The sequence below is a fragment of the Acinetobacter zhairuonensis genome (genome assembly GCF_022601715.1).
Lineage (GTDB): Bacteria > Pseudomonadota > Gammaproteobacteria > Pseudomonadales > Moraxellaceae > Acinetobacter.
In genome coordinates, this window is record NZ_JAKVIM010000003.1 from 63,666 (window position 1) to 78,899 (window position 15,234).

Genomic DNA, 15,234 nt, shown 5'->3' on the forward strand with positions numbered 1-15,234 from the left:
GCAAACCTTAAAAGGTGATTTTTTTAAAAATTTGATTAAAATAATGAGTAGCATTATACAAAAGTAGAATGAGGGCGCGTATGGAACAAGAACGTTTAATACCGCAACATCGTCAAATTGCTCAACTGATGTTGAGTTTTTCTTCCGATCTGACACAGATGCAACAGCAACAATGGCAGATTTTGGGGAATCTAAATGCGCAAAATATGTTTCGCATCGACCAAGAAAAACATACGATTTTTATTATGAATGAGATGTTTTATCTCAGCTTTCATTTGGTTGAAAACAACAATACACCCGTTTTACAGCATGATTTTAGCTATCAAGGGCAACATGCCGAGTTACTAGAAGATTTCTTTTTACATGATGTTGGCTTTCTGACTGATCATTTGAATGAACAGCACTCACTATTTTTAAAAAATAAAGCTCAACAATTACGTGAAATTATTGCCAAGCAAGTTTATCAATGGGTTGCAGGACCAGCCCGTGTGTTGGATTTTTTAAATCAAATGACTTTGGCGCAAGCAGAATTATTAGATCGACGTTTAATTGCACTCGGTATGCAGAAATATGCTCGTTTTGTAGAGGCGAAACAAACGGGGGGAGTCTTAGATCCCGCATTAAAGCAACATTTTAGTCAGCTCTGTGCCTTACATATTGTGAATGGAGAAGACTTTTTACCCTTACAAGGGCTGATGGATAGCTATGACGAGCTTTGCCATAGCGCAGCGCAATTTTTACCGACCGCTTTATATCGCATCGCGACCTTAACCTTTGAGCAAAAGTTTAATTTAGATGAACTGTTGGATCATCAAACAGATTTTGCTTTGTTACAGCCCTATGCCATACAGCAGAGCCATGTCTTATCCTTTGTCAGGTTGATGAACCGCGAGCTGTGGCATAAAGATGATTTATTGGCTAAGCAAAACTTTTTACAAGCGCACAGTCAAATCTGGCAAAAAAAAGTTGCCCGACTGCCGATATTTGATTATTCCAGAACGGTAAATTGGCTATTTAAACAGGATGCGATGGTGCTGGATTGGTTGAGTAGCCATATTCAACATAGCCATGTGCGTGTGGCGGTGACTGCACTAAGTTTTGTTGATACCAGTCAAATTCACCCCAGTCTCATTTTACTGACCTTGCAGTATTTTCAGCATACCTGTGCGCGCATGTTTATTCAGAGCTGTGATATCCATGCTACAGCAGAACAATGGTTTGAACATCAAAATAATCAAACTGTCGTACTCAAAGGTCAACAGCAGACTGCGGAAGATCAACGGATTGCAATCAGTCCTTCCATTTTATATTTGGATGAATGGATGAATTTACTGCGTAACGTATCCAGTAAGAACGAAGCAACAGTAAAGCAGGTGTATAAAAAGATCAGTCGGGTGATGCAGGCATATATGCTGCATTTGCATCATATTGTGCAAGACTTGCCGCAAGAGCTCTTAAGTTATGTCCATCCGAGTACGCATCAAAATCGAGGCTTTTATCGAACCTTACGCCGTCATCATGTGCCTGTGAATGAATTTCGTGCCATGTTTTATCTGCGATATCAGAATTTAAGGGTGTCGGTATTTGATGCTTATGTGCGCGACTACTTAATTTATTGTTTTAATGAAAATCGTGATATTGCCAAAAATATCACATGGCTGGGCTTATTTCATCATGCGGTTGAATGGCATCGTCAGTTACATAAAGATGAAATTCTGGCACGGCTGAAACAGAATTTTACAGTCAATACTTGGAATGCCGTTTCACCAGAGACTATTTTGCAATATTCGGGCTGGACGTTTGAAGAGTTGCACCATATCGAACGTATCATAGAAGAATCGAATATTTTCCATCATTGCCTTGCGGTCAGTTATGCAGAGCGAATTATGCAAGGTGAATATGTCGCGTTTCATATGTCATCTCCTCATTTTACCCAGTCACTGACTTTAGGATGTCATATTCAGGCGGGCAAGCTTTTGTTTGACCAACTGGAATATCCGAATAATCAAAAAGCTGAACAGCTACTGGTCACGATAGCCGAGCAATTTATTCAATGGTTTAATGGAAAGTATTCACCATAATTGAAAACAGACTACGCTTTTTTACTTGACCTATTCAGCTGATAAAATTTGGAGCGCTATTATTTTTTTTGAGTTTTAAATTCTTAAGATTCAACTGAAATAGAGTGTTGATATATATAGATTTATATTTAAGTTGGGTTGAATTAAACCGATAACAGTTTTTGTCTAAGCTTAACTTTTAAGGCAAAAATCGTTAGGCTATAGCCGTTATTTAATGGTTATCGGTCTTATGAAACAAGAAACTGCACTCAAGCTACTCAAAGCGGGCGAAAATGTATTCCTAACAGGTTCGGCTGGTGCAGGGAAAACCTATACGTTAAATCAATACATCAATTACTTGAAAGCCCGTAAAGTTCCTGTGGCAATTACCGCTTCCACAGGAATTGCTGCAACCCATATGAATGGGATGACCATCCATACTTGGGCGGGCATTGGCATTAAAGATAGCCTCAGCGATGATGATCTGAAACGCATGAAAGAGCGTAAATACCTGAAAGAGCATTTGGAAAATGCGCAGGTATTGATCATTGATGAAATTTCGATGTTACATGCCAAACAGTTGAATCTGGTCAATCAGGTGCTGAAATACTTTAAAGAAAGTGATGATGCATTTGGTGGTATTCAGGTGATCGTGGCAGGAGACTTCTTTCAGTTACCGCCAGTCGGGAAAAAAGAAGAACTGAATCGGGATAAATTCTGCTTTATGTCTGAGGCATGGGTCGAAGCCAAGTTCCGTGTTTGCTATCTCACCGAGCAGCATCGTCAGGGCAATGATTACCTGAATGATATTTTAAATGCGATTCGTAGCCAGAGCATTACCCAGCAACATTTACAGGCCTTAGAACAGACCCGTACACAAGATATTGGTGAGACTTTCACCCGTTTATATACACATAATATGGACGTCGATTCGATTAACTATCAACATTTAAATGCCATTGAGCAGCAAGGTCATGAATTTATGGCAGTTTGTGATGGCAATGAAAAATTAATTGAAACCTTGAAATCTTCGGTACGTGCGCCTGAGGCTTTAACCCTCAAGAAAAATGCCAAAGTCATGTTTGTCAAAAATAACTTTGATATGGGCTATATCAATGGCAGCTTGGGTGAAGTCATTGGTTTTGAAGAAGATGATGATCACGGCATTTTGCCAAAAGTAAAACTGACCGATGGTTCGGTGTTGTTGGTGGAGCCAGAAACTTGGTCGGTTGATAATGAGGCAGGTAAAAGTATTGCCAGTTTGCAGCAGATTCCTTTACGTCTGGCGTGGGCAATCACCATTCATAAATCACAAGGCATGACTTTGGCTGCGGCTGAAATTAACTTAAGCCATACCTTTGAAAAAGGGCAAGGTTATGTTGCCTTGTCACGGTTAAAATCGTTACAGGGCTTAAAGCTGTTAGGTTTTAACATGCAAGCTTTGGAGCTGGATAGTTTAGCCATTAAGGCAGATCGACGCTTCCAAGAGTTATCGCAAGAAGCCGAGACCAATTTTGAAGATCAGGATTTAACGGTTCAACACAAAGCCTTTATTCGTCATTGTGGCGGAACGTTAAATGACGTTGAAATTGAACGCAATGAAAAGAAAATTGCACGTAATGCGGGCAAGCAAAACTACGCTTCAGCGACATTAGATGAAACGCGTGAGTTATTTGAATCAGGCTATGAGATTGAAGATATTGCGCAGGAGCGTGGCTTGACGCCTGCAACCATTATTAATCATTTAGGGCGTTTGCATAAAGAGCAAGGTTTGGATATTTCGATCGCGCATCCTGGAGAGGAGGTGGTCGAAGAAGTCCGCAAAATTTATAAACGTTTACAGAAGCGCCAGAGTGCTGATCATTTCGCAGATGATGGTTCTATAAAGTTACGTCCAATTGTCGAGGCAACCAATCCAAGAATGGGCTATGATCAAGTGCGTTTAGCTTTGCTTTATATCGAATAAAACTGTTATAAAAGAAAAGAGTAGGCAAGTGCAATTATTGCTTACTTTCAATAAAACTTACGCTACACTGCGATTCATCGGATAAGAATAAATTAGAAAAGTAATGAAATTTACAGCTTGGTACATGCTTCGAAAATTTGTCTACAATATTTTGCACAATGATGATTATGAGACACGTTTTAGTCGTGGACTGAATATTTTTCTTATTGCATTAATTATGACGAATGCTGCGGCAGTGTTAATTGAGTCTATTCAGAAATACTATGAGCTGTATCATCATTATTTTTACTATTTTGAATTGTTTTCTATCGTTGTTTTCTCACTCGAATATATTCTGAGGTTTTGGTCGATTGCTGAGGCGAATAGTTTCGAGTCGCCATGGAAAAACCGCATGAAATGGGTCACCAGTGGCGGAGCAATTATTGATTTGCTTGCGATCTTACCTGCTTATTTGAATTTCTTTGTGCATTTCGACCTGCGTTTCCTTAGAATTCTTCGATTACTCCGATTATTAAAACTCACGCGATATTTTGTTTCACTACAAATTCTATTACGCGTGATTGAGCGTGAAAAAGGTTCATTCCAAGCTGTTATTTTTATTTTGGTCATTATGATTATTTTGGCCGCTGCTGGGGTGTATTTGATTGAAAGTCGGGTACAACCTGAGGTGTTTAGTTCAATTCCTGCGTCCATGTGGTGGGCGGTAGTGACGCTGACCACGGTGGGTTATGGTGATGTCACGCCTGTAACGCCGTTGGGGCGTTTCCTTGGTGCGTTGATTACCATTTTGGGGGTCGGTTTAGCAGCATTACCCGCGGGTATTTTGGCAAATGGTTTGGCGAATGAGCTTGAATTACGTAAGCAAGAGCTTGAACTCAGATTTCGTGAATTGATTCAAAATAGCGAAATCGACTTTATTCTAGAAAAAGAGAAGATCGAGGAAATTCGAAAAGAAGTTGGGCTGACTAGTGAACAAACCCAAGATATTATTCTGCAATTGATTCGAGAGCAAAAAGAAGAATCTTTGAAGCAGGAACGAGATCAATATGCCTATTGTCCACATTGTGGTAAAAAGTTACCTGAATAAAGATTAAAAAAACATTAAGCAAAAGCCCTAAAAGTCTCGAACTTTTAGGGCTTTTATACGAAATGGATAAAAATACTTAACTTGTTTCCTGATAGGTTGGAGTATCCAATTGCTGATTCTTTTCATTCTGAAAAGCGACTAAAAGAATGACTAAACCACCGAGACTTAAGATTACACCTACCCAAATTGGCGCTAACCAGCCCATGCCATGACTGATGAGCCAGCCACCCAGAAAAGCACCAAAGGCATTGGCAATATTAAAGGCTGAGTGATTGAGTGAGGCTGCTAAACTTTGAGCATCGCCTGCAACATCCATAAGTCGCGTTTGTAGTAATGGTCCTAAACCTGCAATACTAAAACTGACTAAGAATAATGCCGCAAAAGCCGTATATAAATTGCCAATAAATAATGCACAAATCATGTAGGAACAGGCATTGGAAAGTAATACCCAAACAATCGCTTTATTGAGATTTTTATCGGCAAAATGACCCGCAACTAAGCCGCCAACGACCAGCCCAAGACCAATACTGGCAAGCGCAAAAGGCACGATTTGAATACTGGCATGGGTGTATTCGGTTAGAATAGGGGAAACGTAACTATAGACTGAGAACAGCCCACCAAAACCAATCGCACCAACCGCCAGGGTCAGCCACATTTGGGTGTTTTTTAGACCTCGTAATTCATTTTGAATACTGGCAGTAGGTTTTTGCTGCATTGGCGGAACGAAAAAGCAAATTGCGATAACAGTTAAAAAGGCGATAGATGCAGAAAACTCAAAGCCTGCTCGCCAACCATAATTTTGCCCCAGCCATGTTGCAAAAGGGACTCCAATTACAGTCGCGACATTTAAGCCCATCATCAGTTTTGCAACCGCTGAAGCCCGTTTTTGCTTGCCTGCAAATTCTGCAACTACCAAAGCTGCAATACCAAAATATGCACCATGAGGCAATCCGGCTATAAAACGCGAAATCAACATGCTTTCATAGTTATTGGCCAGCGCAGTCATACCATTCGCTAAGCCATAAAAAAGCATTAGCCCAATCAGCAGGATTTTACGGGGTGTCTTTGCTGCAAGGATGGCAATAATCGGCGCACCTATGGTGACACCTAATGCGTAGGCACTAATGAAATGCCCAGCCACAGGAATACTGACATGTAGATTATGAGAAATTTCCTGAATCAGGCCCATGGCGACAAATTCAGTCGTACCAATACAAAAGCCTCCAACAGCAAGGGCTAAAATCACCCAAAATAAGGAATAAGCGGGCTTAGCATCGATAGAATCATTGGAATTCATAGATGTCATTTTAATAAATGCGAGTAGGTGTGGGAGAGCTTGATATTATAAGTGAAAGATTTAAAAAATAAGCAGAGTAAAAGACTATGGATTGGATTTTTTTGTAAATTAATATCGGAATAATCACATAATTTATGACTAACAAGAATACTTCATCATCAAGGTGAATTATTTGACCAAAATAAGAATGTGAAGTTAGTGAGATTCTGCACCAACTCCACAGTAGAGGAGACTGTTAAAGAGGAGATGCAGTCATCATGCCCATACCAGCAATCCATTCTTGAATCGGTTCGTAATATTGAATTTCTGCATCATATTCGCCAAAAGTAGAAAGTGAAGCAAAAGCCGCCATCCATGAACGAATTTCCTGACCGCCACGTCCTCCATCACGACGAATTTCTTCACTGCTCATTGCGGCTAAATAATCAAAATCTGCATGTTTAAAGCGCTGGAGTAAGTCTTTGTCCCATTCAGGGTTTAAGGGTAATGCCGCACTCATATCACCATTGGCAAGTCGTTGACCAACCTCAATCACTTTAGACTGACGGCTATTTCGCACATCAACTGTAGGATTACGTCCTGCAATCAAGAATTCTTGCACTTCGGTTGGCGCTGTTTGAATTTGCGGAGTTGGAGGATCATGTGATAATCCCCCAGAACCAATAATCAGAATACGTTCGTCCAAAGTTTTGAGATATTCACCAATGACTCTACCCATCTGAATTACTCGTTTGGGGTGAGGCATTGGGTTTGCAGCGCTATTGATGAAAATTGGGATTACAGGATAACGGTCTAACTGCCCCTCGCAGAATAAATCGAGCGGTTGGGTAATCCCATGGTCGGCTTGCATACGATACGAGTAAGAAAGATCGATATCATGCTTTAAGCAATACTCAATGAGTCCCAGTGCTTTATCTTCAGGCACGTTAAGCGGTGCAGGTCCATAGTTCCAGTCACCTGCGGCGGTTGCGCGGAGACCCACACAAAAGCTCGGCATCAGGTCATAAAAAAAACCATTAAAGTGGTCAGGACCAAAGGAGATAATCAGAGTCGGGTTATATGCTTTGACTTGTTCTGCAAGGTTAGCAAAAGCTGCGCGGGCAGAAGCTTCAATTTCTGGTGGTGGGGAGGCAAAATTCAAGAGTGGGGTGTGTGAAACACAAATTAATTTAACGGGCATGTTTACACTCAAAGTCCAGTTTGATGGTCTGAGCATAAAATGAAGTCATTCTAGGAATACAATATTTATCTGCGATGGAATAATAGCTGAAAGATTGACATTAATTTGAATTGGGATTTTGTACAGGTTTTAGTGAAATAAAATTAATGGTTTAGAGTGGGTTTATGGCTAAAAAATTATTTTTTTACGAAATCGCTAGTGATGTAGTCATAATCTAGCAACGCAAATTCGACCAAAGTGTGAAACGGTTGTTGGCTAAATTTATATTTGGATAAAGCTGCTAAATTCTCTGAATGAATTCTTCACATACTTGTTTTTATATTTCACTAATTCTATCAGTGTTGTTTCTGTTTCGATCAAGTGATGTGTTTTGACCACCTTTGGATCGAATCATAAACATGTAGTGAAAATAGTCCATAATTCTTCTAACTTTATATAAATTCTTAGTAATTGATCCTAAAAAGCTACTAATGTTCAGCATCCTTGCTCCTTACTCAGATGAATGTTTTTCAACTCAATCAGTATTTAAAACAATAATCAGTGAAAAATATCAGAAGCTGAATAAGCTAGAGATAATAAATTTATTTTTTTCAATAAATTAAAGCTCAGGTTTGATTGAAATTCGCGTGTAATTGACAATGTGTATTTGGTTGTACTTCTGTTTTAATTCTAACTTTTATTCGAATATGTTTTTTTATTGTGAATAAGTTGAATTAAAGAAAAAGTGAAACAAACTAATTAATTAAATGTTATAATGAGATAATTTCATTTTGTGGATTAAAATCAATTCACATGAATACTCTTTGATATTGCCCATCCAGATTTTAAGATATTTGAGATTTTCTCCGGATCTCTTGTTAAGCACGCAGTAGCTTGAAGATATTAAACACTGGCTGGCTTTAAGTTTTGACCTTTGCGGACTCATAATAAATATGCTTGAAATTCGACACTTAAAAACATTACTTGCGCTACGTGAACATGGCTCTTTAGTTGCAGCAGCCAATGACTTATGTTTAACCCCTTCAGCGATTTCACATCAGTTAAAGGAATTAGATCATTGGTATGGGGTGGAGGTGGTGAATCGCCGTAGCCGTCCAGTGACATTTTCAAATGTAGGGCAACGCTTACTTAAACTTGCAGATGATGTGCTGCCACAAATTCAAATTGCGCAAACAGATATTACCCGGATTGTGCATGGTCAAACGGGGAGAATTATTTTTTCTTCTGAATGTCATAGTTGCTTTGATTGGTTGATGCCACTTTTGAATCAGTACCGTCAGCAATATCCTGATGTCGATTTAGACTTTGCTTCAGGTTTTGAGTCTAATCCACATGAATTATTGCAAAATGGTGAGTTTGATTTACTGATTACGGCAGATCCTATTGCTTTAAAAGGTATTGATTACTTCCCAATTTTTGAATATGAATCCCGTTTAGTATTGTCAAATACACATCCGTTAGTGCGTGCTGAGCGTATTACCGTACAAGAATTGGCTGAAGAAACCTTAATTACTTATCCAGTCGATAAACACCGTTTAGATATTATGTCGAAGTTGTTTATTCCTGCGAATATTCAACCCAAGCAAATCCGAACAACGGATCTAACTCAAATGCTGATTCAGCTGGTGGCAAGTGGTCGTGGTATTGCTGCTTTACCAGATTGGGTGGTGAATGAATATGAACAAAAGGGCTGGGTCACTTCACGCCGTTTAGATTGTGTATCTGAGAAAGGCTTACGTCGTACTTTGTATGCGGGATATCGGACTGAAGAAAAAGAGAAAAACTATTTTGAAGGTTTCTTAAAACAGTTAGAAAAATTCTCACAAAAGCGTAATCAGTATTATTTGTCTTAATGTGATTTAAGATAGATATAGTGAGAGTGCAGTTTGTTTACTGCACTCTCACAGGAAATGTTTATTTTGATCACGATTGTCCAATTAATAATGACAATATTCCTGCAGCAATCAGTGGACCGACTGGTACGCCACGTAAGAGTGCAACGCCAGCAACGGTTCCAATCAGTAATCCAGCAACCACATTCGGTTGATGTGTCATAAGCTTAACTCCGCGACCACCTAACCACGCGACAAAAAGACCAATTGCAATCGCAAGTAATGATTTCCAGCTTAAAAAGGATTTAAGGATGGCTTCCCCAGGAATTTTGCCACTGGCAATGGGGGTGAGTACTCCGATGGTTAAAATCACGATACCCACATTTAAGCCATGTTGTTGTAATAACGGGAAAAACTCACTTAAAGGTGTAATTTTAAAAACAATCAGCACGCCAGCGGCAATGGTGACGGCAGAATTGTGACTGAAAATACCGCAAGCCAATAAAACCAGTAGGACAATCAGATTTAGATCTAGATTAGACATGAGTAGTCAGGAGAATGTGTGAAAATGCAACTATTGTAGCGATTTTTGACATATTGCTCATAGAAAATCAGCGTGTAATTGGAAAATTGTTTAAAATGCAGCAGTCTGATTTGGGTCACGAATTATGTTTTTGGAAAAAATGTTGCAATCTCAAGGTTTTGGTTCGCGTAAGCATTGCCAGCAATTAATTAAATCTGGCGCTGTGAGTATCGACCAAGAAATTATGCAAAATCCAAAGCAGAAATTAAACTTAGAAAACTTGGTTTTTGAAGTGTATAGACAAAGTTATCAATATCGCGAAAACATCTATATTGCTTTAAATAAGCCTGCTGGATATGAATGTTCCCATCAGGCAACCCATCATTTTAGTGTGTTTGATTTGTTTGATGATGTGCTACTGAATCGTGGCTTACAATGCGTTGGTCGCTTAGACCAAGATACTACGGGCTTATTATTACTTACTGATGATGGTCAATTTTTACAAGCTTTGACTCATCCGAAAAAGCATGTGGCTAAAGTTTATCGTATGCAAACCGCTGACCCTATTTCTTCTGAGCAGATTCAACAGCTTGAAACAGGAGTTGAATTACGCAATGAACAAGGCATATTTGCAGCATCGGATGTTCAACAGTTGGCAGAATATGAATTGCAAATGACCATTCATCAGGGTGTTTATCATCAAGTAAAAAGAATGTTGGCTGCGGTGGGCAATAAAGTTGAGCAATTACATCGCGTTCAAATTGGGGCTTTACAATGTCCAGACTTAAAAGAAGGTGAATGGGGCTACTTAACACCCGAGCAAATAGTTCTGGCGCGAACTCGAGAGTCTATTTAAGAAAACAGTGATAAGTTCTAAACTCACTATCTGCAATAAAGCCCATCGTTTCATAGAGTCGATGTGATTCACGATTGGTTTTTTGCGTTTCAAGGCTAATCCGCAGTGCATTTTCATGCCGAGCAAATAAAATTGCAGTATCAATCAGTTGCTTGGCCGAACCTTGCCTGCGAAATTGCGGAGTGACATAGACATCGTCCAAAATATAATAAGTTGAACAAGCGACAGAAGAGAAACCTAAATAAAGTAAAATAAATCCAGTCAATACATCATCTTTGATATGAATAAAAATGACACTTTCTTGGTTTTCAAAGCGTTGTTTTAAGAATTGTTGAGATAGACTTAAATTAGAAGAAGCACCATAAAACTGACGGTATTCATCAAATAAAACTGCAAGTTGATTCAGGTCGTCAAGTGTGGCTTTTCTTACAATCATCGATTGCTCCATGCATTTTTATGCTTCTTGCATGAAGCATACCTAAGTTTTTAAATGAAAAAATTTAAATTATGTATAAAAATGCAACATGGCTAATTTTTATCGCTTTCACCGAGAATCGCGTTTAGTTCTTCAAATAAATCTAGATGATCATCATCCATGAGAAACTCATCATTACGCTGAGTACCTGTTGCAGTGTCATTACTTTCTAGCGTAGCTATAGCAGTTTTTTGCTCTTGTTTCAGCCGTCTTAATTTAATCAATTGTTCTAAATTGATATTTTGATTTTCGATAGAAAAGGGGATGGATTTAGTGAGTACAACTTGTTTGAAAAAAAGGCGTACAGCTTGGGCTGGTGTAATCCCCAATTGTTTAAAAACAGCAAAAGCCTGTTTCTTTTCCTGTGAATCAAGACGAATTTGATAAACTTCGGTTTTTCTCATGATTTTTATAAATGTGAAGATTAAACTTTTAGTCTTCATTCTAAACAATTTCATTGTAATTTCAATATTGTTTAGCTGAAAACTTAAGTTTTTTGTAATGACAAAAGTATTACAGTGTCAATTCAAAATTAGATGAAAAGTCCATGTACTCTCCTGTCACTGGATCCTTGAATTGAATCCGCTTCGCTAATAGCTGTAATGGGTTGGAAAAATCATCATCAGGTTTATGTTGCACACTTGGATAGAATGGGTCATTTTTGATCGCAATTCCTAAGTGATTCAGGTGCACGCGTAATTGATGTTGTTTACCTGTTTCTGGTTTTAGCAGATATTTAGCCCAATTTGAATTGTGTTCCAAAATATCAATGAGTGTTTCGCTGTTTGGTTCACCCTCAATAATTTGCATGGTGTAGAACGGCTGTCCTTTATCCATCCGCAACTGAAGTGTAAGCGGGAGTTGAAGTGACGGTTGGTAAGCTGCTATTGCGTGATAGGTTTTTTGAACTTCACGTTTGGCAAACATTTGCTGGTAAATGCCACGTGTTTCTGGGCGCTTGGAAAATAAAACCAAACCTGCTGTTTCACGGTCTAAACGATGAATTGGGGTCAAATCAGCATTGCCTGTTTGGTTCTTTAATCGAACCAAAAGCGTTTCTTGAACATACTGACCCGTCGGACTCATGGTCAGAAAATGTGGTTTATCAACAATGTATAAATCGTCTGTTTCGTGCAGAATTTGATGTTGAAATGGCACATGAATTTCTTGTGCTAAAAAACGGTAGTAATATATATGGTGATTGGCAAGATAAGCACTTTCTAAACTTAAAATCGTACCATCGGCTGCATAAATGAGTTGGTCTTGAAAACGCTGTTGCCACTCTTGTGTTGAAATGTGGTCAAATTGCTGACACAGGTAATCATATAAACTCTGTGGTGCAGGCTGTAAAGTAGGTAAGAACAGTTTGCTGGCGCTAACACCACGAATCATCGGTGGGACAAAATTATTCGTAGTCATAAGAGATCCATTACAACAGATGAGCAGAACACAGGTGCTGTATTAAAAATGCACATTTCGTATGCGTGGCATAGGTATTAAAAGCGTTGCGATGCTATCATAATTCTACTTTTGAATCATGTTGTGAGTCATATGTCGTATTCATTTCATTTGCCCCTAAACTCTGAAGCAGATACCCAGCAACTTGCGCAAGTGATTGCTCAATATTTTACTGAGGGTGTCATTTATTTAATTGGAGATTTGGGTGCGGGGAAAACGACATTTACCCGCTTTTTAATTCAACAGCTGGGGCATCAGGGTTCGGTGAAAAGTCCGACCTATACCTTGGTGGAACCGTATAACATTCAAGATAAATCAGTCTTTCATTTTGACCTGTATCGACTGAATGATCCCTATGAGCTTGAGTTGATGGGAATCCGTGATTACTTGGACACCCCCAATGCATTATTCTTGTTTGAATGGCCAAGCAAAGGTGGTGATGAAATTCCAACTGCTGATTTGACCATTGAAATTTTAAAATCTGAAGATGAGTTATCGCGTCAAGCGACCTTGAGTTTTCAATCTGAAGTGTTGTTAAAAGCACTTGAGCAGGCATTTCAACATGCATGAGGACTTTTCTACACGTCGTATTCATACTCTAGACCCAGCACTCGCCAACCAGATTGCAGCGGGTGAGGTGATTGAGCGCCCAGCATCTGTAGTGAAGGAGTTGCTGGAGAACTCAATTGATGCTGGTGCAACAGAACTGATTATTCGTGTAGAGCAAGGTGGCAGCACCCTGATTGAAATTATTGACAATGGTCGCGGGATTCATCCTGATGATTTGTCCTTGGCGGTCATGCGGCATGCCACCAGTAAAATCCAAACAGCTGAAGATTTACATGCAATTGTGAGTTTGGGTTTTCGTGGTGAAGCACTAGCATCTATTGCAGCTGTTTCTCGTCTTACTTTAACCAGTAGTCAAGTTGATGATGGTGTGGGTTATCAGGTTGAAGTGAATGGTACTGCATTTCAGCACCAAGAAATTCAAGCTATTGCCGCAGCACGCGGTACACATATTCGGGTACAGGATTTATTTTTTAATGTACCTGCACGTCGTAAATTCCTGAAAAAACCAGGCACAGAATTTGGTCATATCGAAGAAATTGTCCGTCGTTTAGCCTTAACACATTTTGATATTCGTTTTGTACTAGAACATAACAACAATATTCGCTTGAATTTACCTGTTGCAGACAGTGGTGCATTACGTTTCCAACGCGTGCAACAATTGCTGGGGCGACAATTTACAGAGAATGCCTATTGGATTGATGCGGATAGCGTCAATATGCGTTTGAGTGGCTGGCTAGGACATCCTTCAGATGCAAGAGCGCAAGCCGATTTGCAGTATGTGTATGTGAATGGACGTATTGTCAAAGATAAAACGATTTCGCATGCCTTACGCATGGCTTATGATGGTATTTTGCATGGACATCAGCATTCGGCATATTTGTTGTTTTTAGAAGTCGATCCTGAAAATATTGATGTCAATGTTCATCCAACCAAGCATGAAATTCGCTTCTTAAATCAACGTGAAGTGCATGAGTTTGTGCGTCATTTTGCCAAAGATACTTTGGCGCAGTTTCAAACTGCGAGTGCAGATTTAGCTCAAGCCTTGAAAGTTGAGCATGCAAGCCCAAATATTGTACAGCAACCGCGCTATCAAGAGCAGTTTCAATTACATCGTGCTGTAGAGCAGATGGCTGTTACTGAACCACAAGCAGTGCTTACTGATTTTGAATCATCACAGCCGCAAACCGTGCAATATGTCGCACAAGAAACGCGAAATTATCAGGTTAATTCAGCTCAACAGACAAATGCTGCTTTACAAAGTTATTTGGCGCCATTAAGAGTGCAGAGTCAGGTTGCTGCTGATGCAGTTGAGGATTTTATAGCCACTAAAGTAGATGAGCATCCACTTGGGATCGCAATTGCGCAGTTACACGGGATTTATATCTTGGCGCAAAATACTGAAGGCTTAATTATTGTGGATATGCATGCAGCACATGAGCGAATTTTACTGCAACAGATGAAATCCGCTTGGGAAACCCCAGAGTTTTGGATCTCTCAGCAGTTATTGATTCCTAAAGTGGTTAGTGTGAATCGTATGCAAGCACTACGGGTGGAGGATTTAAAAAATCCATTAGCACGACTAGGTTTGGAAATCGACCAGTATGGCGATGAACAAGTGATTGTTCGTGGTGTACCTGCAATTTTACATAAAGCTGATTTTTCTGCACTCATTCCTGAATTGCTGAATGATTTGGATCCAACTGATGAGGTGCGTGGACTCTTGCAGAAGCGTGATCAAATCTTGGCGGGTATGGCTTGTCATGGTGCTGTACGTGCACATCGCTTATTAAGCCTTTCAGAAATGAATGCTTTGCTTCGTCAAATGGAGCAGACCGAATTTGCGAGTCAATGTAATCATGGACGTCCAACATGGCGTGCATTTCCTTTGGCTCAGCTGGATAAACTTTTTGCTCGAGGAGAGTAAACCTAA

Annotated in this window: 13 protein-coding genes; 7 read left to right on the top strand and 6 right to left on the bottom strand. The window is 39.5% G+C overall.

What is annotated here, in order from left to right; all coding sequences use genetic code 11:
* Positions 1 to 80: 80 nt before the first annotated feature.
* The 3 genes from MKI85_RS03365 (at position 81) to MKI85_RS03375 (ending at position 5,113) form a co-directional block, all read left to right on the top strand.
* Complete coding sequence (locus MKI85_RS03365; protein WP_241624979.1) at positions 81 to 2,081, top strand: hypothetical protein; 2,001 nt, start codon at positions 81 to 83, stop codon at positions 2,079 to 2,081.
* A 229-nt stretch (positions 2,082 to 2,310) separates the two neighbouring features.
* Entirely contained in the window at positions 2,311 to 4,026 is a 1,716-nt protein-coding gene (locus tag MKI85_RS03370) for an AAA family ATPase (RefSeq protein ID WP_241624980.1), read from the top strand.
* 103 nt (positions 4,027 to 4,129) lie between these two features.
* Complete coding sequence (locus MKI85_RS03375) at positions 4,130 to 5,113, top strand: ion transporter (RefSeq protein ID WP_241624981.1); 984 nt, start codon at positions 4,130 to 4,132, stop codon at positions 5,111 to 5,113.
* Between the two features lie 76 nt (positions 5,114 to 5,189).
* On the opposite strand, the gene MKI85_RS03380 is transcribed toward MKI85_RS03375, so the two are convergent.
* A complete protein-coding gene (locus tag MKI85_RS03380) occupies positions 5,190 to 6,410 on the bottom strand; it encodes an MFS transporter (protein WP_241624982.1) in 1,221 nt (406 codons plus the stop codon).
* Positions 6,411 to 6,645: 235 nt separating this feature from the next.
* Positions 6,646 to 7,590 carry a 3-carboxyethylcatechol 2,3-dioxygenase gene (locus MKI85_RS03385; RefSeq protein ID WP_241624984.1) on the bottom strand — a complete coding sequence of 315 codons (945 nt, stop codon included), beginning with the start codon at positions 7,588 to 7,590 and terminating at the stop codon, positions 6,646 to 6,648.
* A gap of 932 nt (positions 7,591 to 8,522) precedes the next feature.
* Between MKI85_RS03385 and MKI85_RS03390 the strand changes: the two genes are divergently transcribed.
* Positions 8,523 to 9,443: a LysR family transcriptional regulator gene (locus tag MKI85_RS03390; protein WP_241624986.1), complete on the top strand. Its 921-nt coding sequence runs from the start codon at positions 8,523 to 8,525 to the stop codon at positions 9,441 to 9,443.
* Positions 9,444 to 9,513: 70 nt separating this feature from the next.
* Here MKI85_RS03390 and MKI85_RS03395 read toward each other — a convergent pair whose 3' ends face one another.
* On the bottom strand, positions 9,514 to 9,966 hold the full coding sequence (locus MKI85_RS03395) for a DUF441 domain-containing protein (RefSeq protein ID WP_241624988.1): 453 nt from the start codon (positions 9,964 to 9,966) through the stop codon (positions 9,514 to 9,516).
* A 124-nt stretch (positions 9,967 to 10,090) separates the two neighbouring features.
* Between MKI85_RS03395 and MKI85_RS03400 the strand changes: the two genes are divergently transcribed.
* Complete coding sequence (locus MKI85_RS03400) at positions 10,091 to 10,801, top strand: pseudouridine synthase (RefSeq protein WP_241624990.1); 711 nt, start codon at positions 10,091 to 10,093, stop codon at positions 10,799 to 10,801.
* On the opposite strand, the gene MKI85_RS03405 is transcribed toward MKI85_RS03400, so the two are convergent.
* The 3 genes from MKI85_RS03405 to MKI85_RS03415 form a co-directional block, all read right to left on the bottom strand.
* The gene (locus tag MKI85_RS03405) at positions 10,794 to 11,237 is read right to left on the bottom strand and encodes a GNAT family N-acetyltransferase (RefSeq protein WP_241624992.1); all 444 of its coding nucleotides are present in this window, start codon (positions 11,235 to 11,237) and stop codon (positions 10,794 to 10,796) included. The two genes, MKI85_RS03400 and MKI85_RS03405, sit on opposite strands and share 8 nt — an antisense overlap.
* A gap of 92 nt (positions 11,238 to 11,329) precedes the next feature.
* Positions 11,330 to 11,680, bottom strand: coding sequence for a type II toxin-antitoxin system RelB/DinJ family antitoxin (locus tag MKI85_RS03410; protein WP_241625321.1), 351 nt, complete (start codon positions 11,678 to 11,680; stop codon positions 11,330 to 11,332).
* A gap of 109 nt (positions 11,681 to 11,789) precedes the next feature.
* Entirely contained in the window at positions 11,790 to 12,695 is a 906-nt protein-coding gene (locus MKI85_RS03415; protein WP_241624994.1) for a pseudouridine synthase, read from the bottom strand.
* A 132-nt stretch (positions 12,696 to 12,827) separates the two neighbouring features.
* Here MKI85_RS03415 and tsaE point away from each other — a divergent pair, with 132 nt between their 5' ends.
* Positions 12,828 to 13,304: a tRNA (adenosine(37)-N6)-threonylcarbamoyltransferase complex ATPase subunit type 1 TsaE gene (tsaE, locus tag MKI85_RS03420; RefSeq protein WP_241624995.1), complete on the top strand. Its 477-nt coding sequence runs from the start codon at positions 12,828 to 12,830 to the stop codon at positions 13,302 to 13,304.
* The gene (gene mutL / locus MKI85_RS03425) at positions 13,297 to 15,228 is read left to right on the top strand and encodes a DNA mismatch repair endonuclease MutL (protein WP_241624997.1); all 1,932 of its coding nucleotides are present in this window, start codon (positions 13,297 to 13,299) and stop codon (positions 15,226 to 15,228) included. Before tsaE ends, mutL begins: the two co-directional genes overlap by 8 nt.
* Positions 15,229 to 15,234: the final 6 nt, after the last annotated feature.

Bases quoted from the DNA above. Each gene is read 5' to 3' on its own strand.
- MKI85_RS03400 (WP_241624990.1), top strand. From the start codon at position 10,091: ATGTTTTTGGAAAAAATGTTGCAATCTCAAGGTTTTGGTTCGCGTAAG.
- MKI85_RS03375 (WP_241624981.1), top strand. From the start codon at position 4,130: ATGAAATTTACAGCTTGGTACATGCTTCGAAAATTTGTCTACAATATT.
- tsaE (WP_241624995.1), top strand. From the start codon at position 12,828: ATGTCGTATTCATTTCATTTGCCCCTAAACTCTGAAGCAGATACCCAG.
- MKI85_RS03365 (WP_241624979.1), top strand. From the start codon at position 81: ATGGAACAAGAACGTTTAATACCGCAACATCGTCAAATTGCTCAACTG.
- MKI85_RS03415 (WP_241624994.1), bottom strand. From the start codon at position 12,695: ATGACTACGAATAATTTTGTCCCACCGATGATTCGTGGTGTTAGCGCC.
- MKI85_RS03410 (WP_241625321.1), bottom strand. From the start codon at position 11,680: ATGAGAAAAACCGAAGTTTATCAAATTCGTCTTGATTCACAGGAAAAG.
- MKI85_RS03390 (WP_241624986.1), top strand. From the start codon at position 8,523: ATGCTTGAAATTCGACACTTAAAAACATTACTTGCGCTACGTGAACAT.
- MKI85_RS03385 (WP_241624984.1), bottom strand. From the start codon at position 7,590: ATGCCCGTTAAATTAATTTGTGTTTCACACACCCCACTCTTGAATTTT.
- MKI85_RS03405 (WP_241624992.1), bottom strand. From the start codon at position 11,237: ATGATTGTAAGAAAAGCCACACTTGACGACCTGAATCAACTTGCAGTT.
- MKI85_RS03395 (WP_241624988.1), bottom strand. From the start codon at position 9,966: ATGTCTAATCTAGATCTAAATCTGATTGTCCTACTGGTTTTATTGGCT.
- MKI85_RS03370 (WP_241624980.1), top strand. From the start codon at position 2,311: ATGAAACAAGAAACTGCACTCAAGCTACTCAAAGCGGGCGAAAATGTA.
- mutL (WP_241624997.1), top strand. From the start codon at position 13,297: ATGCATGAGGACTTTTCTACACGTCGTATTCATACTCTAGACCCAGCA.
- MKI85_RS03380 (WP_241624982.1), bottom strand. From the start codon at position 6,410: ATGAATTCCAATGATTCTATCGATGCTAAGCCCGCTTATTCCTTATTT.